Raw genomic sequence first — 24,249 nt, forward strand, 5'->3', positions numbered from 1 at the left:
CATCACTGGGAGTAACCAGCAATGAATATCGACGAGCTGAAGTCGGTGGCTAGCGCCATCGTGACAGGGCAGAAGGGCATCTTGGCGGCGGACGAAAGCGGGCCGACCATCAAGAAACGGTTCGATGCCATCAAACTGGAATGCAGCGAGGAAAGCCGCCGCCGCTATCGTGAAATCCTGTTTACCACCGAGGGTGTCGAGCCCTATCTCGGCGGGGTCATCCTGTACGATGAAACGCTGCGCCAGGGCAGCGCCGACGGCACCCCGTTTGCCGAATTGCTGGCGCGCCGCGGCATCCTTCCCGGCATCAAGGTCGATAGCGGCGCCAAGCTGCTGGCCCTGCATGCCGGCGAGAAAATCACCGAAGGACTGGACGGCTTGCGGGAGCGCCTGCAGGAATACCGGCAGCTGGGAGCAAAGTTCGCCAAGTGGCGCGGCGTGATCGAGATCAGCGAGCAGGGCATTCCGACGACGTCCGCGATACAGGCAAACGCCCACGCCCTGGCGCGTTATGCCGCGCTGTGCCAGGAGGCCGGGATCGTGCCGATCGTCGAACCGGAAGTGCTGATGGACGGCTCGCACGATATAGCACGCTGCGAGGCAGTGACTTCACAGGTGCTGGAAATCGTGTTTGCCGAACTGGATAACCAGCGCGTTGTGTTCGAGGGCATGCTGCTCAAGCCGAACATGGTGATCGCCGGCATGAAATGCCCGCAGCAAGCCGGTGTGCAGCAGGTTGCAGAAGCCACCATGCGCTGCCTTGAGCGCCATGTGCCGCCGGCGGTGTCAGGCATCGTATTCCTGTCGGGCGGCCAGAGCGCGCAAGACGCGACTGCGCACTTGAACGCCATGAACCAGCTTGGCGCGCATCCGTGGCCGGTCAGTTTCTCTTACGGGCGAGCGCTGCAGGCGCCGGTGCTGACAACCTGGAAGGGCCAGGAACAGAACGTGGCCGAAGCGCAAAAAACCTTCTTGCGCCGCTGCCGGCTGAACGGCCTGGCGCACCTCGGCCAGTACGACAGTGCGATGGAGAATGCACCCGCATGAGGTGCCGCATCCCGCGCCTTGGCAGGGCGCGGGTCAGCTAGTCCTATTCCGTATTTTTGCGACGGCCGGCGCACGCAGGCGGAAGCCGTCCGGCATGCCTGATCCCAGCAGCGGCTGCAGGTACAGCCGGAAGGCGTCGGTGACGTCGGTGCCGCTGGCGGCAATCAATTCATCTTCCATCACGCGCGTCTTGCCTGCCACCACGTCCAGGTCCAGCAATTCATAGTTGACCGCATAGGCGCCGCTGCGCTTGATGGCGACGGTGCCGTTGCGGTTTTCATGAAGCGCGAACTGCAGCGCCTTTTCACCGACCTCGCGCGCTTCGCGCTGGTCCACATCCGAGACGCAACCCATGAACGAGCGCTGCAGGTAGCCGAAGGTATCGCCGCGCACGCGCTTGATGTTCAGTTTCGACTTGATCTCTTCGCACAGCAGGTCAGCCAGCGCGCCGTTGCCGGACAGCTGCACATTGCCATGGGCGTCGCGCTCCACCGTCTTGGCCAGCAGGCTGGCGATAGGCGTGCCGGATGCGTCGTGTATGCCTTCGGAAACGGCAATCACGCAGCGGCCGAAGCGCTGGTAGGCTTGCTTGACGTCGGCCAGGAAATTCTCCAGCACAAACACCCGTTCCGGCAGGTAAATCAGATGCGGCCCGTCATCGGCAAACTTCCTGCCCAGCGCCGCCGCCGCCGTCAGGAAGCCGGCGTGCCGGCCCATCACCACGCCGACATAGACGCCGGGCAAGGCGGCATTATCCAGGTTGGCGCCGGCAAACGCCTGCGCCACGAAGCGCGCGGCCGATGGAAACCCTGGCGTGTGATCGTTGCTGACCAGGTCGTTGTCTATGGTTTTCGGAATGTGGATGCAGCGCAAGGGAAAGGCCAGTTTTTCCGCTTCCAGGCTAAGGATGCGCAGGGTGTCGGATGAATCGTTGCCGCCGATGTAGAAGAAGTGGTTGATCTGGTGCGCCTGCAGCACCTGGATGATTTCCTGGCAATACTTGAGGTCGGGTTTGTCGCGCGTCGAACCTAGCGCGGAAGAGGGGGTGTTGGCCACCAGCTCCAGGTTGCTGCTGGTTTCCTGGCCCAGGTCCAGGAAGTCTTCGTCGACGATGCCGCGCACGCCGTTGCGGGCGCCGTACACCAGGTCGACATTGGACACTCCGTGTGCCGCCAGCACTACTCCCACCAAAGACTGGTTGATGACGGCGGTCGGGCCGCCGCCTTGCGCGATAAGGATTCTTCTCGAATGCATCTGATTTCTCCTTGGACCATGGTTGAACCGAGCTGTCGTCCGTCGATTCTACCTCCATCGCGCAAGCGCCGGCCAACCGCGTTATTTCCCCCAGATTTTCTTGTACTCGCTGCGGTAGCCGTTATTCGGTTCGAAGGTGTTTTGCTGGCCGCCGTGGAAGGCGATGTTCTGCTCCGTCACCAGGTAAGCCGGGGTGGCGTAGGAACTGGCTTTTTCGCCGGAAAACGAGCGGTTCAGTTCATCGACGATTTGCCAGCCTTGCTGGCTGAACGGTTCCGGCACCGTGGCCAGCTGCACCCTCTTGCTGCGGATGCGCTGGTAGGCCGATTCGGAACCTTCGCCGGCGGACAGCGCCTCGATCTTGTTGCCGGCGATGACCGCGGCCGCCGCCGGCGTCGCCAGCAGGTCAAGGTAATTGTCGTTGACGCCGATGATGTGCGTCCACTTCTTGCCGAAGCGCTGCGCCAGCGCCGTCAGGATGGCTGGCATCTTGTCGGCGCTGGTGGTGGCCGGCAATGCCTCCACGCTGAGCAGGCTGCAGCTGCGGCACTGCTTGATAACCGACGCCAATTCGTTCGACTTCGACTGTGCATACAGGCTGTTCGGATCGGTGAAGACGACCACCCCGGCCTTGCCGTTGGAGTTGACCACGCCCAGCAAGGCCGCAATCGTCGCTTCCTCTTTCGGATCGGCGGTGACATTGGTAAATAAGCCGTCGCTCGGGCCTATCCTGGTGGATGCATGCCAGCCGACTACCGGCACGCTCTGGGTGTGGGCGGCATTCATTTCCTTGGGCTGTTCGTTGGCGTCGATGCCGGCCAGGACGATGCCGTTCGGCTTCAGCGCCAGCGCTCGGCTGAAGGCTTCCGCGTGCTTGCTGTTGACGCCCCAGCAATCGATCACGAACACGTCCCAGCCGGCTACCGCCGCCGCTTCCTTGACGCCGTTGGCGACGCGCAGGACGCTGTTGTTCTTCAGGTTTGATGCGATCAGCACAATCGATTTTTTCTGGGCTGCGATTTTCGGTCCGCTGGTGGGGCCGTCCCAGCTGGTTTTGAAGGCCATCGCCTTGGCGATCCTGGCATTGGCGCGGTTCAGGAACAAGGTCGGATCTTCCTGTGCGAACGCGGAACTGACGAGGCCGAAGACAAGTGCTACCGTTACGAAATTAAAGTGTGTCAATTTCATTATTTTTATCCGGATTTGACTGCGTATGGTCGGAGCGGATTTCCCGCCTGTCTTTTTTATTGCAAACTAATCGTTGCAGACTACTCCCTGTATTGCAAAATGCACACATCTCCCTGAGCCAGTGCTGACGCCGCTTTCAAGCAAAATGACAAGCTCGGAAGACGGTGCCGGCAATAGCGTGCCTTAGCTTACGCAAAGGTTAAATCATTGTCTATTGGAAATCAGTTCCAGGATCGGCAATAGCGTTTTTTTCTGTCCGGATATTTATTATTTTAATAATTTTTTGTGCCGCCGCAGGCCGGACTTGTGCCAAGGAAAGGTAAACGGACAAAGGGCTGCCCGTCATCCAGACGGGCAGCCCTTTATGGTTCACAGCGATGCAGGCAAGTTGCCGCTTCAGGTCAGCGCCGAGGTGACTTTCAAGACTTCTTCCACCGTGGTGACGCCTTCCAGCACCTTCAGCGCGCCAGCCAGGCGCAGGGGTTTCATGCCATCGCTGATGCTCTGCCGCTTCAGCGCATGGATGTCGGTTTCGGTCTGGATCAGTTTGGAGAACGGCTGGGTCACGGTCAGCAGCTCGTACAGGCCGGTGCGTCCGCGGTAGCCGGTCTGGCGGCATTCCGGGCAGCCGACCGGATGGTAGACATTGGCCGGCTTGGGTACGTTCCAGTTTTCCGCCAGCGTGGCCCAGACATCGTCGGCAACCTGGCCGTCGGGGCTCTTGCAATGGGTGCAGAGCGTGCGCACCAGGCGCTGCGCCATGATGCCGATCAAGGTGGTTTCCAGCAGGTAGTAGGGCACGCCCAGTTCCAGCAGGCGCATCACGGCCGACGGCGCGTCGTTGGTATGCAGGGTCGACAGCACCAGGTGGCCGGTGAGGGCGGCCTGGATCGCCATTTCAGCGGTTTCCAGGTCACGGATTTCGCCCACCATGATGATGTCCGGATCCTGCCGCATCAGGGCTCGCACGCCGTCGGCGAAAGTCAGGTCGATGCCATGGTTGACCTGCATCTGGTTGAACGAAGCTTCCACCATTTCGATCGGGTCTTCCACCGAACAGACATTCACCTCGGAAGTGGCGAGCGCCTTGAGCGTGGTGTACAGCGTCGTGGTCTTGCCCGAGCCGGTGGGGCCGGTCACCAGGATGATGCCGTGCGGGCGCTTGGTCAGCGCATCCCAGCGCAAGGCGTCGTCGACCGGAAAACCGAGTTCCGGCAAGGTCTTGACCACTACCTCAGGATCGAAAATCCGCATCACCAGCTTCTCGCCGAAGGCAGTCGGCAGGGTAGACAAACGCAGCTCGATTTCCTGGCCGCCGGCAGTGCGGGTCTTGATGCGACCGTCCTGCGGCCGGCGCTTTTCGATCACGTCCATCCGTCCCAGCAGCTTGATGCGCGCGGTCATGGCGATCATGACTACCGCCGGCACCTGGTACACCTGGTGCAGGACGCCGTCGATGCGGAAGCGGATGGCGCTGAAGTCGCGCTTGGGTTCCATGTGGATGTCGGAAGCGCGCTGTTCAAACGCATACTGCCACAGCCAGTCGACGATGTTGACGATGTGCTGGTCGTTGGCGTCGACCTGCTTGTTCGACTTGCCCAGTTCCACCAGCTGCTCGAAGTTGTTGCGCAGCGCCAGTTCCTGGCCGCCCGATTTATGGGCGCTCTTGATCGATTTCGCCAGCGTGAAGAACTGCGTGATGTATTGCGTGATATCGAGCGGATTGGCGATCACCAGGCGGATATTGCGGCGCGTGATCTTGGCGATTTCCGCCTGCCACTCGGTGCGGAACGGCTCGGCGGTGGCGATCACCAAGTCGGTCAGGCTCAGCTCGACCGGCAGGATGTTGAAGCGGGTGGCGTAGCTGGCGGACATGACATCGGCCACCTTGGCGAAATCGATCTTGAGCGGATCGATCCGGTAGAACGGCATCTGCACCTGGCGCGCCAGCCATTCGGTCAGCCATTCGAGGGTGATGGCGCGATGCGGCGGCAGCGCCGACTGGCGCTTGCACTGGGCCACCGCATTGAGCGGATGGATCGCGATCGGAGCGTTGCGGAAAATGCCTTGCGCCTGGGTATAAAACGCTTTGACATCGTTCTTGTCGACCGTGCCATCGTTCAGCAGCCAGGTGAAGATCTGCTGCAGGTCTAGTATTTTGGGCGGTGCAGTGTTCATTGCGATGGAAGTATCGATTGGTTGAGCAGCATGGGTTGGTCCAGCCTAGCCTGTTACTGCGGCGAATGCCAGGCTTTCAAGCCGTTGACCCAGGATTTGGCAGGCAGCTTGGTGGCTGCGGTAATGTCGGCGGCGCGTTCATACAAGGCGCTGAAATCTACCGGCGGGGTTTTCTTGAAGGCGATGGCGATGACATTGCCTTCATGGACTTCAGGCAGGCACCAGACATCGTCGAAAGCGAACATCATGGCTTTCAGGTTCTTGGCATAGCTGGGGTGGTCGCCGAACAGGTTGACGGTCATGATGCCGTCGTCCTTCAGGCAAGCCGCGCAAGCGCTGTAGAACTCGGGCGTGTCGAGCACCGGGCCGCGCGCGGTGGCGTCGTACAGGTCGACCTGCAGGGCGTCGATGCTGCCGTGGTTGAGCGGGTCCATGACGAAATCCATGGCGTCCATTTCGAGCACCGACAGCCGTTCGTCGTCGGGTGGCAGCTTGAACATGGAGGCGCAGATCGCCAGTACCGATGGGTTCAGTTCAATCGCGGTGACACGCGCGGCCGGGAACTGGCGGTAGCTGAACTTGGTCAGCGCCGCGGTGCCCAGGCCCAGTTGCACGATGTGCTGCGGCTCCGGGTTGAACAGCATCCAGGCCATCATTTGCTGGGCGTACTCGAGTTCCGGCCAGTCCGGCTTGCGCAGCCGCATCGCGCCTTGCACCCACTCGGTGCCGAAATGCAGGAAGCGCACGCCGTCCTGCTCGGACAGCGTGACTGGCGCAAATTTGGGTTTGCGCGGTGGTTTGGCTGTGTCTTTTTTTGCAACTTCTGAGCGTTTGCGCGGGCCATCCATGCGGTTGGCGTCGGCTTCTATGGATTTGCGTTTGATCAGCATTAGCGGAATAAATAGCGTCAGGTAAAAATGTAGGGCAATGATACCGTGCCCCGGCGGCAACTTGCGCTAAATATTGTCTGGCCAGTCCGGCCGCTACGTCCTTGAGGATTTTTCATGCTGGATACTGGTCAAGCGCGGCGGGCATACATGGAATTGAGGCGTATATCGTCGCCGCGATACACGGCGCGGTAACGCAGGTAACCTTGCCCTTCAACGTGCTTGCGCCAACCCTCGCCACCCAGTTTTTCGAGAAATCCGGCATAAGAATCATGCACCATGTCGTCGTAAAAGCCCCCAACCGTGGGAGATACTTTTATCTTCTGGATCGAGCGATAGATTTCTACGACATTCTCGCTGTAACGATCCCGCCCAAACCGATCGCCTGAATCCCTGCGCCATAGCCGCTTCATCATATCGATCTGGTCGGCGAATACCACTTGTCCCTTCCGGTAATAATCCAGGCTATCTTGCTCCTTCAGGTTGCCGGCATTGTCGCGCACCTGAATTTTCCCCACGGCCTGCGCAAATTTGACGCTATACAGGCGCTCGAAACCGTCCGCCATGGTGACCATATGGCGGAAGGCCAGGTACATCAAACCATGGGCCTGCAATTGCTTGCCAATGGGGAGATCCTCGGAGATGTCGCAGTTGGCAAAATACTTCTCCACTGAGGAACGGACACTCGGATCCAAGGCAAATTGTTCTTCCACTTTTGGATTCCGCGAGTGTCGCGAAGGAGGCGCGATGAAATGCTTCCGAACTTCGTTGGGCGGCGGAGTCACTTCTATCCATGGCTGCCCGGAATGATATTCACAGGTTTTTCTGGCGGCCTGATACATGTCGTTGAGCGCCAGTTGCGACAACTTCATGCTGTCGTCCGCAACCGGTACGCCATCAACGATGCGCACCGCCTTGCCTTGCGCGCCGGGTGCATAACCGCCGCCGACATCGGCATGCGCGCCGGGATAATAGTGTTCGTAACAATTTTTTGGTAAAACGTCGCCCTGACATAGGCTATCGACGGGGAATACGGTGCGAAACTCATGCAGCGCGACATAGTGGACGCAGTTCATGACCCACGGATGTATATGCAGATTTTCCGGCTTGGCCCAATCCCAGTGGCCTTCGCCATCGTTGGCGTTGGTGGCGCCGACCGAGGCGACCGTATCCATCAGGCCCAGTATACGGACATAGGCGGGGATGCCGAACAATTGACAGTCAATCAGAAAGTATTGGTGTAGCCAGTTGGTGAACACGCGCGCCTGGGCCGCGCCGCGGGAAAAGCCGAATACATCGAGATAAATGCCGGCAAGGCATGGCAGCGTTGTCGATTTCCTGAGGTGCACGCTGAGTTTAAGGGCGCATTGTTTCAAGAAATTTTCTCGCGTTTTTTCGTGATCGACCAAACCGGATTTCAAGCCGAGCTCTTTGAGTATCTTGTCTTCTTCGGACGGGACGGGCGCTGGCCACTCACGTGGATTGTCTTGCTTTACCCAGTGGTCGCTGCAGAGTGCTTTCATTTGCTTATCCTTGAACATCGGTTTGTTATCGCTTACAAAACGATGCACGGAATTTAAGACCTGCAGCAATCCCCAGATAATGCGCGGCTCACCGCCCTTGCCGGCGGCAGCCTCCCGTATGTCTTCCCCATCGGTGCCAAGTTCCTCAAACGGTGTCGCGACACCAGGAATGTAGTGCGAAAAAAAGCCTTCCATAGGATTGTGTTGGTAGGCGCGAAATAAACGAGCAATATTGCTTTGTGAAAGAGATGGGGTGTCGCGTTTCATATTGTTGTCGGTACCATCAAAAAAGATACCGATGTTCAAATTGAAGTCGCAATGTTTTCCGCAATCCGTCGGCAACGCACGTGGACAGACTACTTGGGCCGGTTCGAGACAGGATTTTGCATTCGTCATGTTTATTTCTCCTTGGCCGGTTCAGGTTTTTCATCAGGAAGCGGAACATAATCTGGAGCAGGAGGGCGTGGATATGGAGGACCTGGATAATCAGGGCTGCCGGTACCCTCACCGGCATACCAGATTTCAACGCGATGTCCTGGTAGAAAATGGACTACCAAACCATAGCCATCTCCTGGAGGAACGGCAAAATGCACTGGTACAGTAGCTTCATGCCGACGCTCTTCTGCGACTCCCGTACGATAGGTCTCCCATTTCACGGTCACCATGGTAGGAGTGCTGGTCGTGCGCGGCAGGCTGACACAACATACCGTCGCACCTCCGCCACCCCAACCATCATATAAAACTCCGCCCCATTGGCCGTTGATATAGAAGTCTCCAATTCCAATACCCTTGCCATAGTGGGACACCGCCGAAACGGTGGTGCCAATCTTTCCTTCTGCTATCAGTCGGTTTGATCCAGCGCAGGCGCTTAATAGCAATGCCAGGAGTGACGGCAGCAACCAACGCAATAAAGCAGATTTAAAGAAGCGATTCTTCATCTAATTTCCCTTAAAAAAATACCGATATTCAAATTGAAGTCGCAATGTGTTCCGCAGTCCGTCAGCAACGCATGTAGACAGGCTACCTGGGCTGGTTCCAGGCAGGACTTTGCATTCGTCATGTTTATTTCCCCTTGGCCGGTACAGGTTTTTCGTCGGGGAGAGGAACATAATCCGGAGCAGGAGGGCGTGGATATGGAGGACCTGGATATTCTGGATCCCAAAGTCCAATTCGTGCGCTCCAAACTTCAACACGATGTCCAGGTAAGAAATGAATTTTCAGGCCATCGCTCTTCCCTAATGGGACATCAAAGTGCACTGGCACAGTCACCTCATGCCAGCGCTCTTCCGTGACTCCCGTACGATATGTCTTCCATTTCACTGTCACCATGGTGGGCGCGTTGGTCGCACGGGGCAGGGTCACGCAACACACCGTCGCGCCTCCTCCACCCCAACCATCATATAAAACTCCGCCCCATTGACCGTTGATATAGAAGTCTCCAATTCCGATACCCTTGCCATAGTGCGATATTGCCGAAACAGGAGTGGAAGTCTTTCCTTCCGCGATCAATCGGTTTGATCCAGCGCCAGCGCAGGCGCTTAACAGCAATACCAGGAGTGACGGCAGCAACCATCGCAATAATGCAGATTTAAAGAAGCGACTCTTCATCTAATTTCCCTTAAAAAAATACCGATATTCAAATTGAAGTCGCAATGTGTTCCGCAGTCCGTCAGCAACGCATGTAGACAGGCTACCTGGGCCGGTTCCAGGCAGGACTTTGCATTCGTCATGTTTATTTCCCCTTGGCTGCTTCAAGTTCTTCATCGGCAAGCAGAGCATGGTCGGGAAAGGAAGGGATACGGAGCAGGCAGACCCAGGATAATCAGGATTGCCTATCTTGCATGAAATAATGTTGTCGGTCAAATAACAATCAAATGTCGATTGTGGGTGGTCAATCTGCAGAATCAGGTGTTTGGGTGAATGGAGATCGTCAATTCTTGATGTTGAGATTTGCCCATTGTGCTAATTTTTTTTCATAAGCCATCGTATGCGCCGGACTGCTCGAAGGGAGCAGCACGATCCGGTATTTTTCGGCGTGTTCCTTCAATGCCTTCAATCCCAGGCGCGCCGCCGTCCCGCCGTTGAATCCGATGGTCGTCAACCTGGGCAGGCTGTCTATCAGGCCGATCAGGTCGTTGTTGGCGTGGTCGACGATGTTGCTGTCGAGGCTGCCTTGGCGTTGCGCTTCGGCCACCACGTCCCACAATCCCACGCCATGTCCGAGCAAGGCCTGCAGGCGCTGCGCATAATCCATCGCGCGCAGGTCTTCGCCGACGACTTCCGAGATCAATCTCCAGAAGGCGTTTTGCGGATGCGCATAATACTGGCTGTGCGCAAGCGAGACGTTGCCCGGCAGGCTGCCGAGTATCAAAAGGCGGACCTGCTCATCCACTACCGGGGGAAAGCTGCGTTTGCGGGTCATCGCTGCGGCTGCGGCCGGTCAGGAATGGAACTGGCGCAAGCCGTCCAGGTCGAGGATGGTGATGCTGCCGTAATCGACCTTCAGCAACCCGGCTTTCTCCAGCACCTGCAGCGCCTGGTTGGCGCGCTGGCGCGAGGCGCCCGAAAGATTGCCGACTTCCTCCTGGGAAATCTGCAGCTCGCGGCCTATGCCGGGATTCAGGTAGGGATTGAACAGCGCCGCCAGGCAGCGCGCGACGCGCGCATCGGGCTCCAGCATGCGGTCGTATTCCACCAGCGAGATGAACAGCGCCAGCCGTTCGTTCAACTGCGTGACCAGGAAACGGTTGAACTGGATGCTGTTGTCGAGCAGCCATAGATAGGTGGTTTTCGGCATGTACAGCAGTTCGCTGTCGCGCAGCGCTACTACATCGTATTTGCGCGGCTCGCTCTTGAGCAGGGAGCCTTCGCCCAGCCAGCCGCCGTTCGCCATGCCGGCAAAGGAAACCGTTTTCCCTTCGGGGGAGACGCTGCTCATCTTCAGCAATCCCTCGTGCACGCCGATCCAGTGCGTGACCGGATCGCCTTTGCGGCAGACGAACGCGCCGCCGGCAATCTTGCGGCTGAACATCTCGGCTTCCACCCGCGCCAGTTGCGCATCGGTAAGCGAACGCGCCCACATGGTCTTGGCCAGCATGTCTTGGATGGAAGTCTCTTTGATCATCATGATGCGTTGCAATATCGAAAATTTGGCAATTGTCTGCGAGATGACAACCCCATCTCCCGACTCACACTACTATCATCGCATAAAAGCAGCGCATAACCGGCTATTGCAGTCCGCTAGAGTAAGTGCGGCGTAAGCATGCCGGTCCAGACTGACTTGACACTGACAGGCACACGGCTTCGATCTCGATGCCGTGAGACCATATAAAAAAGGTGGGACGATGGTGGAGACAACACGACGTCCAGGAGTGCAGACATTTCCGGATCTGCTCCTGAAACATGCACAGGAACGCCCGCAGCAGCCGGCGTTCCGGGAAAAAGACCTTGGCATCTGGCAGGCGACCAGCTGGGCCGAGGTGGCCGCCGAAGTACGGGCTTTTGCCTGCGGCCTGGCGGCGCTCGGTTTCCGGCGCGGCATGAGCCTGGCGATTGTCGGCAATAACTGCCCGCGGCTGTATTGGGCGATGTCGGCCGCGCAGTGCCTGGGCGGGATGCCGGTGCCGCTGTATCAGGACGCCCCGGCGGCCGACATGGCTTACGTGCTGGACGATGCCGAAATCGATTTTGTGGTGGTGGAAGACCAGGAGCAGGTCGACAAGGTGTTCGAGATCAAGCAGACGCTGCTGCGCATCAGCCGCATCATCGTCGACGATGAACGCGGCCTGCGCAATTACCGCCAGGCCGAATTGTCTTCCTTTGCCAAAGTGGCGGAGATAGGGCGCGCCTACGACCTGGCGCATCCCGGCTTCTTCATGAACGAAGTCGATGCCGGGCGGGCCGACGACATCGCCATCATCCTGTATACCTCCGGCACCACCGGCAAACCGAAAGGCGTCTGCCATTCGCATGCGGCGATGATCACCACCGCGCGGACGCTGGTCGAGTTCGACCAGCTGGACCAGGACGACGACCTGCTGTGCTACCTGCCGCTGGCCTGGGTCGGCGATTTCCTGTATTCGTTTGCGCAGGCGCATGTCGCCGGCTTCTGCCTGAACTGCCCGGAATCGCCGAATACCGTGATGACCGACCTGCGCGAGATCGGCCCGACCTATTATTTTGCGCCGCCGCGCATCTACGAAAATATCCTGACGCAGGTAATGATCAGGATCGAAGACGCCGGCTGGATCAAGCGCAAGCTGTTCCATGGGTTCATGGGGATCGCACGGCGCGTCGGCATACGCATACTCGACAAGAAGCCGGATGTGTCGCTGGCCGACCGCCTGCTGTACGGGCTCGGCAACTTGCTGATCTACGGTCCGCTGAAGAATGTGCTGGGCATGTCGCGGATTCGCGTCGCCTATACCGGCGGCGAAGCGATCGGACCCGACCTGTTCGATTTTTATCGTTCGCTGGGGATCAACCTGAAGCAGCTGTATGGGATGACGGAAACCTGCGTCACCGTGTGCATGCAGCCTTCCGGCGACGTCAAGCTGGACACGGTAGGACGGCCGATGAAAGGGGTGGAAGTGCATATCGACAGCAAGGGCGAGGTGCTGGTGCGCTCGCCCGGCTTGATGAAATCCTATTTCAAGCGGCCGGAGGCCACGGCCGAAGCGATCGATGCCGACGGTTATTTCCACACGGGCGACGCCGGCTTTTTCGACGGCGACGGCCACTTGAAAATCATCGACCGCGCCAAGGATGTGGGCAAGATGGCCGGCGGCACCCTGTTTGCGCCGAAGTATATAGAAAACAAGCTGAAATTCTTCCCCTTCATCAAGGAAGCGGTGGTGTTCGGCAACCGGCGCCAGCAATGCACGGCGTTCATCAACATCGACATGGATGCGGTCGGCAACTGGGCCGAGCGCCGCAACCTGGCTTACAGCAGCTATGCCGACCTGGCTGCGCAGCAGGCGGTGTATGCGCTGGTCGCCGGCTGCGTCGAAAAGGTCAACGCCGACCTGGCGCAGGATCCTTTGCTGGCGGCGTCGCAGATCCACCGTTTCCTGATCCTGCACAAGGAACTGGATGCCGATGACGACGAGCTGACGCGCACCCGCAAGGTGCGGCGCGACTTCATCGCCGGCAAGTACGCCGTGCTGATCGACGCCTTGTACGGCGGCAAGCAGTCGCAATACATAGAAACCCTGGTCAAGTTCGAAGACGGCCGGCAAGGCATGATCGCTGCCGACTTGCGGATTGCCGACGCCAAGATTTTCGCCACCATCGATAAAGCAGCCTGAGCCCTATGAGCGCGATCATGAAAAGAGATGCCACGGCAGAAATCCTGCCGGCAGAACCGGCGCCGCCGGCAGCTGCCCTGCACAAGCCGGAACAGCAGGTCATGGGCCGCGAGCGCAACATCGGCGAAGTGGTGCTGGACCTGCAGAACATTTCGTTGTCCTTCGGCGGCGTCAAGGCGCTTACCGATATTTCCTTCAATGTGAAAGAGCATGAAATCCGCGCCATCATCGGCCCCAACGGCGCTGGAAAAAGTTCGATGATCAATGTCATCAACGGCGTCTACCATCCGCAAAAAGGCAGCATCGTATTCCATGGCGTGCCGCGGCACAGCATGCATCCCAGCAAAGTGGCGCGGCAGGGGATTGCGCGCACCTTCCAGAACATCGCCCTGTTCAAGGGCATGACCGTGCTCGACAACATCATGACCGGCCGCAATACCAAGATGCACTCCGGCCTGCTGGCGAACGCCATCTGGTGGGGGCGGGCGCGCAACGAGGAAATGCAGCACCGGCGCAAGGTCGAGGAGGTGATCGATTTCCTGGAGATCCAGCACATCCGCAAGACGCCGGTCGGGCGCCTGCCTTACGGCTTGCAAAAACGCGTCGAGCTGGCGCGCGCCCTGGCGGCAGAACCCAGCATGCTGCTGCTGGACGAGCCGATGGCCGGCATGAACGTGGAAGAAAAGCAGGACATGTGCCGCTTCATCCTGGATGTCAACGATCAGTTCGGCAGCACCATCGTGCTGATCGAGCACGACATGGGCGTGGTGATGGATATCTCGGACCGCGTGGTGGTGCTCGACTACGGCAAGAAAATCGGCGACGGCACGCCGGAGGAAGTCATGAACAATCCCGAAGTCATCAAAGCCTACCTCGGCAGCTCGCACTGAACGGAGACGACCAATGCAATTTTTCTTTGAAGTGACGCTGAGCGGCTTGCTCTCGGGCCTGATGTATTCCCTGGTGGCGCTGGGTTTCGTGCTGATCTACAAGGCATCGGGCGTGTTCAACTTCGCCCAGGGCGCCATGGTCTATTTCGCGGCGCTGGCGGTGGTGGGCCTGATGGACAAGGGCTGGCCGATGTGGGCGGCGATCATCGGCGCTTTCGCGGTAATGGTCATCGTGGCGGTAGCGACCGAGCGCCTGGTGCTGCGCAAGCTGGTCAACCAGCCGCCGATCACCCTGTTCATGGCCACCATCGGCCTGGCCTTTTTCCTGGAAGGGCTGGGGCCGATGCTGTTCGGCAGCGAAGTGCGGGCGATCAACCTTGGCATCGTCGACGAGCCTATCGCCTCGGTCATGGACAGCTTCGGCATTGGCATCTCCAAATTCGACCTGTTTGCTTCCGGCATGGTGATCGGGCTGGTGCTGCTGCTGGCGCTGTTCTTCCAGAAAACCAAGGTCGGCCGCGCCTTAAGGGCAGTGGCCGACGATCACCAGGCGGCGCTGTCGCTGGGCATCCCGTTGCGCCATATCTGGGTGATTGTCTGGGGCGTGGCCGGTTTCGTCGCGCTGGTTGCCGGTTTGCTGTGGGGCTCGCGCAACGGCGTCCAGTTCGCGTTGACGATGACTGCCTTGAAGGCCTTGCCGGTATTGATACTGGGCGGCTTTACCTCGATCCCGGGAGCGATTGCCGGCGGCCTGATCATCGGCGTCTCCGAAAAACTGGCCGAAATCTATATCCCGCCGGTCATGCAAGACCTGTTCGGCGGTAATTTCGGCGGCATAGAAGGATGGTTCCCCTATGTGTTTGCGCTGCTGTTCCTGCTGGTGCGGCCGGAGGGGCTGTTCGGCGAGCGGCATATCGATCGTGTGTGACGGCCTGCCAACCTGCAAGATGATGCGAACGGAGAAATGCCATGTTTTATCGTGAGGCCGGACAGTTTAAAACCTCGTACATCGCGGATAGCCAGATATTCCCGATCCGCCAGGACCGCATCGGCATGGCCGTGCTGCTGGCGGTCGCCTTTGTCGGCATTCCCCTGGCCGGCAGCGAATACTGGTTTTCCGCGATCCTGATTCCGTTCCTGGTGTTTGCGCTGGCGGCGCTGGGCCTGAACATACTCACCGGCTATGCCGGCCAGCTATCGCTCGGTTCGGCCGCGTTCATGGCGGTGGGAGCCTATGCCGCCTATAACTTCCAGCTGAGGATAGAGGGCATTCCGATCCTGCTGTCCTTCATCCTGGCCGGCTGCTGCGCGGCGGCGGTCGGCGTCCTGTTCGGCCTGCCTTCGCTGCGGATCAAAGGGTTTTACCTGGCGGTGGCGACGCTGGCTGCGCAGTTTTTCGTGATCTGGGCGCTGACCAAGTTTCCCTGGTTTTCCAACGACAGTTCTTCCGGCGTGATCAGCGCGCAAAAGATCGACCTGTTCGGCATCGCCATCAACAGCCCGGTCAGGAAATACCTGTTCGTGCTGGCGATTGTCTGCGTGATGGCGCTGCTGGCGAAAAACCTGGTGCGTTCCTCCACCGGCCGCGCATGGATGGCGGTGCGCGACATGGACGTGGCGGCGGAAGTGATCGGCATCCGACTGATGCAGACCAAGCTGCTGGCGTTTGCCGTCAGCTCGTTTTTCTGCGGCGTGGCCGGCGCCTTGTATGCTTTCTGTTACCTCGGTTCGGTGGAGCCGGACGGCTTTTCGCTGGACCTGTCGTTCCGCATCCTGTTCATGATCATCGTCGGCGGCGTCGGCAGCATCCTCGGCGCTTTCCTCGGTTCCGCCTTCATCCTGCTGCTGCCGATTTTCCTGGATAACGTCCTGCCTCCGCTGGCGGCCTGGCTGCACCTGCCGTTCACCAACGCCACTGTGTCGCATATCCAGATGATGCTGTTCGGCGCCCTGATCATTTTCTTCCTGATCGTAGAGCCGCACGGGCTGGCGCGCCTGTGGCAGATCACCAAGGAAAAGCTGCGCTTGTGGCCGTTCCCGCATTGACCGATGCGGCAGTTTTTTGCAGTCCCGATAACTAGCACGACAAAAGGAGACAAGATAATGAAAAACCTCAAACGGATCATGCTCGCCGTCGCGGCCGCAGCCAGCCTGCTGGCGCCGGCCTTGCCGGCGATGGCGCAGGCGAGCGACCAGTTCATCGCGATTCCCAGCTATCGGGTCGGTCCTTACGGCACCAACGGCCAATCGTATTACGGCGGCTATATCGACTACCTGAGCTACGTCAACCTGAAAGAGGGCGGCATCAACGGCGTCAAGCTGTCCTGGGAAGAATGCGAAACCGAGTACAACAACGCCAAGGGCGTCGAGTGCTACGAACGGCTCAAGGGCAAGAACCCGGTCACCAAGGGCACCGCCATCAACGCCATGGCGACCGGCATCGCCTATGCGCTGATCGACAAGACGGCGGAAGACAAGGTGCCGTTGCTGATGGTCGGCTACGGCCGTACCGATGCGGTCGACGGCTCGGTGTTCCCGTACGCCTTCCCGCTGGTGACGACCTACCAGATGCAGGTGTCGGCAATCGTCAAATACCTGGCGAGCAAGAACAACGGCTCGCTGGCCGGCAAGAAAATCGTGTTCCTGTACCACGATTCGGCCTACGGCAAGGAGCCGATCGTGGCGCTGGAAGCCGAGGCGACGCTGGGCAAGTTCAAGCTGGTGCAGATTCCGGTGGCCCATCCCGGCAACGAACAGGGCGCGCAATGGCTGAAGATCCGCCAGGAGAACCCGGACTACGTGATCTTCTGGGGCTGGGGCGTGATGAACCAGACTGCCTTGAAGGCGGCGCAGAAAGTCGGTTTCGCCCGCGACAAGATCATCGGTTCCTGGTGGGCGGGATCCGAGGAAGACACGGTGCCGGCCGGCGACGCCGCCAAGGGCTACCTGAGCGCGACCTGGAATGTATCCGGCAAGAGCGTGCCGCTGATCGCCGATATCGAAAAGGTGGTGTACGGCGCCGGCAAGGGCAACATGCAGGACAAGGCCAAGATCGGTTCGATCCTGTACAACCGCGGCGTATCGGCGGCACTGGCGACGGTGGAAGCGATACGCACCGCACAGGCCAAGTACGGCAAGGGCAAGGTAATGAGCGGCGAGGATGTGCGCTGGGGGCTGGAGAACCTCAACATCACCAACGCGCGGCTGCAGCAGCTGGGCGCTTCCGGCCTGCTGCCTGAAATCAAGACGTCCTGCGATAACCATGAGGGATCGGGCAAGATCAAGATCCAGCAATGGGATGGCGGCAAGTGGGTGCTGGTGTCGGACTGGATCGAAGGCAACAAGAACCTGATCCATCCGCTGTTCAAGGCTTCCGCCGCCAAGTATGCAAAAGAAAAAGGCATCACGCCCGCCTGCATGAAGTAGTCCCGGCGCCGGCGCCCGCCCGGGCTGCCGGCGCTTTTTTACCGCATAGCCGAGGAACGCATGGGTACAGCACTCAACATCAATAATATCGAAGTGATCTACGACCATGTCATCCTGGTGCTGAAAGGGGTGTCGCTGGCGGTGCCGGAAGGGAAGATCGTCGCTTTGCTGGGCGCCAACGGCGCCGGCAAAAGCACGACGCTGAAAGCGATCTCCAACCTGCTGTCGGCCGAGCGCGGCGATGTCACCAAGGGCAGCATCGAATACCGGGGAGAGCGGGTCGACCGCCTGACGCCGAACGACCTGGTCAGGCGCGGCGTGATCCAGGTGATGGAAGGACGCCATTGTTTCGGCCACCTGACGGTGGAAGAAAATCTCCTGACCGGCGCCTATACGCGCCAGGCCAGCAATGTCCAGGTCAAGCGCGACCTGGAAAAGATCTACGATTATTTCCCGCGCCTGAAAGAAAGGCGCAAATCGCAGTCCGGCTACACCTCCGGCGGCGAGCAGCAGATGACGGCGATCGGCCGGGCGATGATGGCCAAGCCGTCGATGATCCTGCTGGACGAGCCGTCGATGGGGCTGGCGCCGCAGGTGGTCGAGGAGATTTTCGAGATCGTCAAGGATTTGAACCGGCGGGAGAGCGTGTCTTTCCTGCTGGCTGAACAGAACACCATGGTGGCGCTGCGCTACGCCGATTTCGGCTACATCCTGGAAAACGGCCGGGTAGTGATGGAAGGCGCCGCCAGCGAACTGGCCAGCAACGAAGACGTGAAGGAGTTCTACCTGGGCCTCTCCGGCGCGGGACGCAAGAATTTCCGCGACATGAAATTCTACCGGCGCCGCAAACGCTGGCTGGCTTGACATTATCCCTACGCTGCTTCTCCGTCCACGCATACAGGCCCGCCCATGTCTGACACTCTCGACTTCCTTGAACAACGCCATCCGCTGCAGCGCGAGGCGGACCTGATGAGCGCCTTGCCGCAATTGATCGCACGGGCGCAAGGCGCGCAGGGCTGGGCGCGCATCCTGCACGGCGTTGCCGCCGGCGAGATCCGCGACCGCGCCGCGCTGGCGCAATTGCCGCTCACGCGCAAATCGGACCTGCATGAACTGCAGGCGCAGCAACCGCCGTTCGGCGCCCTGAACACCACCCCGCACCGCCAGCTGCGCCGCCTGTACGTGTCGCCCGGGCCGATCTTCGATCCTGAGGGATGCAGCCAGGACTGGTGGCGTTTTGCGCGGCCGATGCGCGCCCTGGGGCTGCGCGCCGGCGACCTGATACAGAATTGTTTCGCCTACCATTTCACGCCGGCCGCCTTCATGGTCGAAGGAGCGGCCAGCAAGCTGGGCTGCGCGGTGATCCCGGCCGGCATAGGCCAGACTGAACTGCAGGTGCAGGCGATGTCGGCCCTGCGGCCGGATGCCTACGTCGGCACGCCGTCGTTCCTCAAGATCATCATCGAAAAGGCGCGCGAGATGGGCGCCGACATCGGCACCGTGCAACGGGCGCTGCTCAGCGCCGAAGCCTTGCCGCCGTCGCTGCGCCAGTGGTTCCACGACAACGGCGTGCCGCACGTGCTGCAATTGTATGCATCGGCCGACGTCGGCAATATCGCCTACGAGTCGCTCAGCAACGGCCGCCTCAATCCGGGTATGATCCTGGATGAGGATTTGATCCTGGAAATCGTGCGGCCCGGCAGCGGCGATCCGGTCGCCGCCGGCGAGGTGGGCGAAGTGGTGCTGACTTCCTTCAATCCGGATTATCCTCTGATACGTTTCGCCACCGGGGACTTGTCTGCGGTGCTGGAGGGCGTCTCGCCATGCGGCCGCACCAATACCCGCATCAAGGGCTGGATGGGGCGCGCCGACCAGGTAACCAAGGTGCGCGGCATGTTCGTCCATCCGTCGCAGCTGGCCGAAGTGCTGAAGCGTCATCCGCAGATACTGAAAGCGCGGCTGGTGGTCAGCGGCGCCATGGCGAGCGACGTGATGACGCTGCACTGCGAAACGCGAGACGCGCCGGCGTCCGTCGCCGAGCAGGTTGCGGACAGCCTGCGCGATGTGACCAAACTGCGCGGCGAGGTTTTGCTTGTCGCACCGGGCAGCTTGCCGAATGACGGTAAAGTCATCGAGGATGCCCGCAAATACGAATGAGGGCAGCATGTCGAAACAAGTGATCGTGATTACCGGCGCCAGCCGCGGCATCGGCGCCGCCACCGCGCACCTGGCGGCCGCCCGCGGCTACGCCGTATGTGTCAATTACGTGCATAACCGCAGCGCCGCCGAACAGGTGGTCGATGCTATCCGCCAGGCCGGCGGCGAAGCCTTGGCGGTCGCCGGGGATGTCGCGGTAGAAGCCGATGTGCTGAACCTGTTCCAGACCGTGGACGCGCAGCTCGGCAGGCTGACCGCCCTGGTCAACAACGCCGGCATCCTGGAGCGGCAGATGCGGGTAGAGGAGATGGACGTGGCCCGTCTGCAGCGCGTATTCGCCACCAATATCGTCGGCAGTTTCCTGTGCGCCCGCGAAGCCGTGCGGCGCATGTCGAACCGCCTCGGCGGCGAGGGCGGCGCCATCGTCAACCTGTCGTCGATGGCGGCCAAGCTCGGCGGTCCGGGCGAATATGTCGATTACGCCGCCTCCAAGGGCGCGATCGACGCCATGACGGTCGGCCTGGCGAAGGAAGTCGCCGACCAGGGCATCCGCGTCAATGCGGTCCGGCCCGGCGTCATTTATACCGATATCCATGCCAGCGGCGGCGAACCGGGGCGGGTCGACCGCGTCAAGGATACGGTGCCGATGCGGCGCGGCGGCAGCGCCGAGGAAGTCGCGCGCGCAATCATGTGGCTGGTGTCCGACGAGGCGTCGTATTCGACCGGCACATTCATCGATGTCGCCGGCGGCCGCTGATGCCGGCGCGCGGGCGAAAAGCCATGCGTTTTTTGCAAAATTTCAGTTGCTTGTAAAAAATTGATAAAATGAGCAGAATTGGCCAAAACCTGATCCACTGTTTCACTGTCCAATGCTGCAAGCAACGGCGCCGTGCGCGGGCAACCCTTCTGTCGGTGCGCTTCGCGGGTTATGCGGCAATTTTTGTGTAAGAGCAATTTATGATGGAGTTATCAAGAATGAAGAACCTGATCGTAGTCGCAGCCATGGTGGCCTTGAGCGGTTGCGCCGTGACGCCGAATTCGGCAAACGTATATACCAGCCACCAGGCCCAGGGTGAACAATCGGTGCGCATGGCGGTGGTTGATTCGGTGCGTCCGGTCACTATCGACAAGAACACCGGCGGCGGCGCCGGCACCTTGGCTGGCGGCGCGCTTGGCGCGGTGGGCGCCGGTTCGCTGATCGGCAAAGGCAACGGCTCGATTGCAGCCGGCGTGGTCGGCGCGGTGCTCGGCGGGATTGCCGGCAACCAGGTCGAAAACAACCTGAACCAGCGTCCAGGCCTGGAAATCACCGTACGCCTGAGCAACGGCGAATTGCGCGCCATTACCCAGGATGCAGACGAGCGTTTCAATGTCGGCGACCGCGTGCGTTTGCTGTCGTCGGGCGGCGTTACCCGGGTAACCCACTAAGCGCCGAAGCAAGCGCCTATAAAGTCAAAAAGGCTGGAAGACATGATTGTCTTCCAGCCTTTTTTCTTGATGCCGGGCGTTGTTACTGGCCGTTATGGATCACCACCAGCAGGGCGGTAGCGGCATTCTTGCCGACATTCTTGATGTAGTGGGGGCGGTCTGCCGCATAACGCGCCGTTTCCCCTACCTTGATCTTGGTGATGTTGCTGCCGCTCTGGACTTCCAGCATGCCGGACAAGACCGTCAGGTGTTCGCGCGAAGCCGGTTCGTGCGCCTCCGAGTCGAGGCAGCCGCCGGGTTCCACCGACAGTTCATACCATTCGAACTGGCCGGCCAGTTCGATCGGCCCCAGGATGCGCAGCACGCAATGGCCGTCGCGCGAGCGCAGCGATGGCGTGGCGTGGCTGGGCAGGGTTTCGATCGAGGCTGGGACCGGCTGGTTGCCGTCGACCAGCAGCGAAATCGGCACGCCGAGGGCGTTGGCCAGCCGCCACACCACGGCCACCGTGGGATTAGCCTGGTTGCGCTCGATTTGCGATAGCATGGACTTGGAGACGCCGGCGCGCTTCGACAAGGCATCCAGCGAAAGCCCGTCGGCCTGGCGCAGCTTGACCAATGTATCGCCGACCTTGGGCGGTGCATCCTCCAAATTTTTTCCTGGATTGCTGCTCATCTGGTTGACAACCTCGTTTTTGTGCATTATCGTGGAATTCTTGTTCGATATATCGAATTGAAGCAATATATTATATAAGATCGAGGCAGACAATGACACAAGACATCAGCACCCAAGCCGGGACGCCTGGCTTCTATGGCCACCTGCGCGACGAGCTGGCCGGGATCGAGGCCGCCGGCCTGTTGAAAAGCGAGCGCCTGATCCTCGGCCCGCAAGGCGGCAAGATCAATACCGCCAGCGGCGAATTGATCAATCTGTGCGCCAACAATTACCTCGGACTGTCGTCCCATCCGGCCTTGATCAAGGCTGCGCACGCCGCCCTGGACAGCCATGGTTTCGGCCTCAGTTCGGTGCGTTTCATCTGCGGCACGCAAGATATCCATCGCGAACTGGAGCAGCGCCTGGCGGCGTTCCTGGGCACCGAGGACTGTATCCTGTACGCTGCGGCGTTCGACGCCAACGGCGGCCTGTTCGAACCTTTGCTGGGCGAGCAGGATGCCATCATCAGCGATGCGCTCAACCATGCCTCGATCATCGACGGCGTCCGTTTGTGCAAGGCGAAACGCTACCGTTACGCCCACAACGACATGGCAGACCTGGAGCGTTGCCTGAAACAGGCCAAGGCCGATAACGCCCGCTTTTCCATGGTGTTTACCGATGGCGTGTTTTCGATGGATGGCACCGTGGCGCAGCTCGATGTGATCCGCCAGCTGTGCGACCAATACGGCGCCTTGCTCGGCGTCGACGACTGCCACGCTACCGGCTTCATGGGCGCGCGCGGACGCGGCACGCATGAAGCGCGCGGCATCTTCGGCAAGGTCGACGTGATTACCGGCACCCTCGGCAAAGCCCTCGGCGGCGCCAGCGGCGGTTTCACTGCCGGGCGGCGCGAGGTGGTCGACCTGCTGCGGCAACGCTCCAGGCCCTACCTGTTCTCGAACACGCTGATGCCGGCGATCGTCGGCGCTTCGATCGAGGCGCTCAACCTGCTGGAGGCGTCCACCGAACTGCGCGACCGCCTCGAGCGCAACACCGTCTATTTCCGCAAAGCCATCACCGACGCCGGTTTCGAGATCAAGCCGGGGACCCATCCGATCGTGCCGCTGATGGTGTACGACGCCGTGGTGGCGCAGAAGCTGTCGCGCCGCCTGTACGAGCTGGGCGTCTACGCCGTCGGTTTCTTCTATCCGGTGGTGCCGCAAGGACAGGCGCGGATCCGGGTGCAGATGTCGGCAGTCCATGACGAAGCGACATTGCAGCGCGCCGTGGGCATTTTCCGGCAAGCCGGCGAAGAGCTGGGCCTGGTAAAAAACTGAAGAGACGAACGATGAAAAAAATATTGGTAATCGGCGCCAACGGCCAGATCGGCACCGAACTGACGGCGGCGCTGGTCAAGCTGCATGGCGCAAAACAGGTGGTTGCGAGCGATATACAAGCCCTGGGCCGGCACCAGGAACTGGCCTACGAAAAACTGGACGTGACCGACGCCAAGCGCCTGGCCGAAGTGGTGCAGCAGCACGGCATCGGTGAAATCTACCACCTGGCGGCCGCCTTGTCGGCCAAAGGCGAGGAGCATCCCGAGTGGGCCTGGAACCTGAACATGACCGGCCTGCTGAACGTGCTGGAAGTGGCGCGCCAGGCCAAGCTGTCGAAAGTGTTCTGGCCCAGCTCGATCGCCGCCTTCGGCCCGTCGACGCCGCGCGACAATGCGCCGCAAGTCGGCGCCATGGATCCCAAGACCGTCTACGGCATCTCCAAGCTGGCGGGCGAGCACTGGTGCACGTGGTACGCGGAAAAATACGGCATGGATATCCGCAGCCTGCGTTATCCGGGCTTGATCAGCTATTCTGCCGAACCGGGCGGCGGCACCACCGACTACGCGATCCAGGCCCTGTTTGCAGCTGCCGCAGGCCAGGATTACACCAGTTTCCTGGATATCGACAGCACGCTGCCGATGATGTACATGCCGGACGCCGTGCGCGCTACCATCGAACTGATGAGCGCACCGAAGGAACAGCTGAAGGTGGCGGGTTCCTACAACCTGGCGGCATGGAGTTTTTCGCCGCGCGAACTGGTGGATATCATCAGGCAGCATTACCCGTCGTTCAGCGTCGCCTATAAGCCCGATTTCCGCCAGGCGATCGCCGATGCATGGCCGCGTTCGATCGACGATTCGAAGGCGCGCGAAGAGTGGTCCTGGTCTCCTGCATACAGCCTGGCCGACATGGTCGACGACATGCTGGCCCACCTTGCCGCCCGCAAGCAGGTCACGCAAGCGGCCTGAGGCATTGC

22 protein-coding genes are annotated in these 24,249 nt (G+C 60.1%); 12 read left to right on the plus strand and 10 right to left on the minus strand.

All coding sequences use genetic code 11. The features are described from left to right. Nucleotides 1-21 precede the first annotated feature (21 nt). On the plus strand, nucleotides 22-1,047 hold the full coding sequence (locus AC07RZ_RS05275) for a class I fructose-bisphosphate aldolase (RefSeq protein ID WP_494667171.1): 1,026 nt from the start codon (nucleotides 22-24) through the stop codon (nucleotides 1,045-1,047). 33 nt (nucleotides 1,048-1,080) lie between these two features. Here AC07RZ_RS05275 and AC07RZ_RS05280 read toward each other — a convergent pair whose 3' ends face one another. The 9 genes from AC07RZ_RS05280 to AC07RZ_RS05320 form a co-directional block, all read right to left on the minus strand. Beyond that, the gene (locus AC07RZ_RS05280; protein WP_494667172.1) at nucleotides 1,081-2,301 is read right to left on the minus strand and encodes a 6-phosphofructokinase; all 1,221 of its coding nucleotides are present in this window, start codon (nucleotides 2,299-2,301) and stop codon (nucleotides 1,081-1,083) included. A gap of 81 nt (nucleotides 2,302-2,382) precedes the next feature. Next, on the minus strand, nucleotides 2,383-3,489 hold the full coding sequence (locus tag AC07RZ_RS05285; RefSeq protein WP_494667173.1) for a substrate-binding domain-containing protein: 1,107 nt from the start codon (nucleotides 3,487-3,489) through the stop codon (nucleotides 2,383-2,385). Nucleotides 3,490-3,885: 396 nt separating this feature from the next. After that, nucleotides 3,886-5,667: a type IV pilus assembly ATPase TfpB gene (tfpB, locus tag AC07RZ_RS05290; protein ID WP_494667174.1), complete on the minus strand. Its 1,782-nt coding sequence runs from the start codon at nucleotides 5,665-5,667 to the stop codon at nucleotides 3,886-3,888. A gap of 53 nt (nucleotides 5,668-5,720) precedes the next feature. Further along, a complete protein-coding gene (locus AC07RZ_RS05295; protein WP_494667175.1) occupies nucleotides 5,721-6,557 on the minus strand; it encodes a spermine/spermidine synthase domain-containing protein in 837 nt (278 codons plus the stop codon). A 128-nt stretch (nucleotides 6,558-6,685) separates the two neighbouring features. Then, nucleotides 6,686-8,473 (minus strand): T6SS phospholipase effector Tle1-like catalytic domain-containing protein, encoded by a 1,788-nt coding sequence (locus AC07RZ_RS05300; RefSeq protein ID WP_494667176.1) that lies wholly within the window; start codon nucleotides 8,471-8,473, stop codon nucleotides 6,686-6,688. Between the two features lie 2 nt (nucleotides 8,474-8,475). Further along, nucleotides 8,476-9,015, minus strand: a complete 540-nt coding sequence (locus AC07RZ_RS05305; protein WP_494667177.1) for a DUF3304 domain-containing protein — start codon at nucleotides 9,013-9,015, stop codon at nucleotides 8,476-8,478. Between the two features lie 124 nt (nucleotides 9,016-9,139). Continuing rightward, nucleotides 9,140-9,685, minus strand: a complete 546-nt coding sequence (locus AC07RZ_RS05310) for a DUF3304 domain-containing protein (RefSeq protein ID WP_494667178.1) — start codon at nucleotides 9,683-9,685, stop codon at nucleotides 9,140-9,142. A 322-nt stretch (nucleotides 9,686-10,007) separates the two neighbouring features. Next, complete coding sequence (locus tag AC07RZ_RS05315) at nucleotides 10,008-10,499, minus strand: DNA-deoxyinosine glycosylase (RefSeq protein ID WP_494667179.1); 492 nt, start codon at nucleotides 10,497-10,499, stop codon at nucleotides 10,008-10,010. Between the two features lie 18 nt (nucleotides 10,500-10,517). Further along, nucleotides 10,518-11,174, minus strand: coding sequence for a Crp/Fnr family transcriptional regulator (locus AC07RZ_RS05320; RefSeq protein WP_494667274.1), 657 nt, complete (start codon nucleotides 11,172-11,174; stop codon nucleotides 10,518-10,520). A gap of 247 nt (nucleotides 11,175-11,421) precedes the next feature. Here AC07RZ_RS05320 and AC07RZ_RS05325 point away from each other — a divergent pair, with 247 nt between their 5' ends. The 9 genes from AC07RZ_RS05325 (at nucleotide 11,422) to AC07RZ_RS05365 (ending at nucleotide 21,284) form a co-directional block, all read left to right on the plus strand. After that, a complete protein-coding gene (locus AC07RZ_RS05325; protein WP_494667180.1) occupies nucleotides 11,422-13,383 on the plus strand; it encodes an AMP-dependent synthetase/ligase in 1,962 nt (653 codons plus the stop codon). A gap of 5 nt (nucleotides 13,384-13,388) precedes the next feature. Next, nucleotides 13,389-14,273, plus strand: coding sequence for an ABC transporter ATP-binding protein (locus tag AC07RZ_RS05330; protein WP_494667181.1), 885 nt, complete (start codon nucleotides 13,389-13,391; stop codon nucleotides 14,271-14,273). Between the two features lie 13 nt (nucleotides 14,274-14,286). After that, nucleotides 14,287-15,201 carry a branched-chain amino acid ABC transporter permease gene (locus AC07RZ_RS05335; RefSeq protein WP_494667182.1) on the plus strand — a complete coding sequence of 305 codons (915 nt, stop codon included), beginning with the start codon at nucleotides 14,287-14,289 and terminating at the stop codon, nucleotides 15,199-15,201. Between the two features lie 41 nt (nucleotides 15,202-15,242). Then, nucleotides 15,243-16,319 carry a branched-chain amino acid ABC transporter permease gene (locus AC07RZ_RS05340; RefSeq protein ID WP_494667183.1) on the plus strand — a complete coding sequence of 359 codons (1,077 nt, stop codon included), beginning with the start codon at nucleotides 15,243-15,245 and terminating at the stop codon, nucleotides 16,317-16,319. A gap of 57 nt (nucleotides 16,320-16,376) precedes the next feature. Beyond that, nucleotides 16,377-17,699: an ABC transporter substrate-binding protein gene (locus AC07RZ_RS05345; protein WP_494667184.1), complete on the plus strand. Its 1,323-nt coding sequence runs from the start codon at nucleotides 16,377-16,379 to the stop codon at nucleotides 17,697-17,699. Nucleotides 17,700-17,759: 60 nt separating this feature from the next. Beyond that, entirely contained in the window at nucleotides 17,760-18,563 is an 804-nt protein-coding gene (locus AC07RZ_RS05350; RefSeq protein ID WP_494667185.1) for an ABC transporter ATP-binding protein, read from the plus strand. Nucleotides 18,564-18,608: 45 nt separating this feature from the next. Next, nucleotides 18,609-19,856: a phenylacetate--CoA ligase family protein gene (locus AC07RZ_RS05355; protein ID WP_494667186.1), complete on the plus strand. Its 1,248-nt coding sequence runs from the start codon at nucleotides 18,609-18,611 to the stop codon at nucleotides 19,854-19,856. A 7-nt stretch (nucleotides 19,857-19,863) separates the two neighbouring features. Then, a complete protein-coding gene (locus tag AC07RZ_RS05360) occupies nucleotides 19,864-20,613 on the plus strand; it encodes an SDR family oxidoreductase (RefSeq protein ID WP_494667187.1) in 750 nt (249 codons plus the stop codon). Nucleotides 20,614-20,831: 218 nt separating this feature from the next. Further along, nucleotides 20,832-21,284: a glycine zipper 2TM domain-containing protein gene (locus AC07RZ_RS05365; RefSeq protein ID WP_144736932.1), complete on the plus strand. Its 453-nt coding sequence runs from the start codon at nucleotides 20,832-20,834 to the stop codon at nucleotides 21,282-21,284. A gap of 82 nt (nucleotides 21,285-21,366) precedes the next feature. On the opposite strand, the gene AC07RZ_RS05370 is transcribed toward AC07RZ_RS05365, so the two are convergent. After that, complete coding sequence (locus AC07RZ_RS05370; protein WP_494667188.1) at nucleotides 21,367-21,957, minus strand: helix-turn-helix domain-containing protein; 591 nt, start codon at nucleotides 21,955-21,957, stop codon at nucleotides 21,367-21,369. Nucleotides 21,958-22,049: 92 nt separating this feature from the next. Here AC07RZ_RS05370 and kbl point away from each other — a divergent pair, with 92 nt between their 5' ends. Both kbl and AC07RZ_RS05380 read left to right on the plus strand, forming a co-directional pair. Next, nucleotides 22,050-23,273, plus strand: coding sequence for a glycine C-acetyltransferase (gene kbl / locus AC07RZ_RS05375; RefSeq protein ID WP_494667189.1), 1,224 nt, complete (start codon nucleotides 22,050-22,052; stop codon nucleotides 23,271-23,273). Between the two features lie 11 nt (nucleotides 23,274-23,284). Further along, nucleotides 23,285-24,241, plus strand: coding sequence for an NAD-dependent epimerase/dehydratase family protein (locus AC07RZ_RS05380; protein WP_494667190.1), 957 nt, complete (start codon nucleotides 23,285-23,287; stop codon nucleotides 24,239-24,241). Nucleotides 24,242-24,249: the final 8 nt, after the last annotated feature.

It is taken from the genome of Collimonas sp. GW821-FHT07E08 (assembly GCF_059418905.1).

Coding starts and splice junctions, on each gene's coding strand:
- AC07RZ_RS05275 (WP_494667171.1), top strand. CDS start 22: ATGAATATCGACGAGCTGAAGTCGGTGGCTAGCGCCATCGTGACAGGG.
- AC07RZ_RS05280 (WP_494667172.1), bottom strand. CDS start 2,301: ATGCATTCGAGAAGAATCCTTATCGCGCAAGGCGGCGGCCCGACCGCC.
- AC07RZ_RS05285 (WP_494667173.1), bottom strand. CDS start 3,489: ATGAAATTGACACACTTTAATTTCGTAACGGTAGCACTTGTCTTCGGC.
- tfpB (WP_494667174.1), bottom strand. CDS start 5,667: ATGAACACTGCACCGCCCAAAATACTAGACCTGCAGCAGATCTTCACC.
- AC07RZ_RS05295 (WP_494667175.1), bottom strand. CDS start 6,557: ATGCTGATCAAACGCAAATCCATAGAAGCCGACGCCAACCGCATGGAT.
- AC07RZ_RS05300 (WP_494667176.1), bottom strand. CDS start 8,473: ATGACGAATGCAAAATCCTGTCTCGAACCGGCCCAAGTAGTCTGTCCA.
- AC07RZ_RS05305 (WP_494667177.1), bottom strand. CDS start 9,015: ATGAAGAATCGCTTCTTTAAATCTGCTTTATTGCGTTGGTTGCTGCCG.
- AC07RZ_RS05310 (WP_494667178.1), bottom strand. CDS start 9,685: ATGAAGAGTCGCTTCTTTAAATCTGCATTATTGCGATGGTTGCTGCCG.
- AC07RZ_RS05315 (WP_494667179.1), bottom strand. CDS start 10,499: ATGACCCGCAAACGCAGCTTTCCCCCGGTAGTGGATGAGCAGGTCCGC.
- AC07RZ_RS05320 (WP_494667274.1), bottom strand. CDS start 11,174: ATGCTGGCCAAGACCATGTGGGCGCGTTCGCTTACCGATGCGCAACTG.
- AC07RZ_RS05325 (WP_494667180.1), top strand. CDS start 11,422: ATGGTGGAGACAACACGACGTCCAGGAGTGCAGACATTTCCGGATCTG.
- AC07RZ_RS05330 (WP_494667181.1), top strand. CDS start 13,389: ATGAGCGCGATCATGAAAAGAGATGCCACGGCAGAAATCCTGCCGGCA.
- AC07RZ_RS05335 (WP_494667182.1), top strand. CDS start 14,287: ATGCAATTTTTCTTTGAAGTGACGCTGAGCGGCTTGCTCTCGGGCCTG.
- AC07RZ_RS05340 (WP_494667183.1), top strand. CDS start 15,243: ATGTTTTATCGTGAGGCCGGACAGTTTAAAACCTCGTACATCGCGGAT.
- AC07RZ_RS05345 (WP_494667184.1), top strand. CDS start 16,377: ATGAAAAACCTCAAACGGATCATGCTCGCCGTCGCGGCCGCAGCCAGC.
- AC07RZ_RS05350 (WP_494667185.1), top strand. CDS start 17,760: ATGGGTACAGCACTCAACATCAATAATATCGAAGTGATCTACGACCAT.
- AC07RZ_RS05355 (WP_494667186.1), top strand. CDS start 18,609: ATGTCTGACACTCTCGACTTCCTTGAACAACGCCATCCGCTGCAGCGC.
- AC07RZ_RS05360 (WP_494667187.1), top strand. CDS start 19,864: ATGTCGAAACAAGTGATCGTGATTACCGGCGCCAGCCGCGGCATCGGC.
- AC07RZ_RS05365 (WP_144736932.1), top strand. CDS start 20,832: ATGAAGAACCTGATCGTAGTCGCAGCCATGGTGGCCTTGAGCGGTTGC.
- AC07RZ_RS05370 (WP_494667188.1), bottom strand. CDS start 21,957: ATGAGCAGCAATCCAGGAAAAAATTTGGAGGATGCACCGCCCAAGGTC.
- kbl (WP_494667189.1), top strand. CDS start 22,050: ATGACACAAGACATCAGCACCCAAGCCGGGACGCCTGGCTTCTATGGC.
- AC07RZ_RS05380 (WP_494667190.1), top strand. CDS start 23,285: ATGAAAAAAATATTGGTAATCGGCGCCAACGGCCAGATCGGCACCGAA.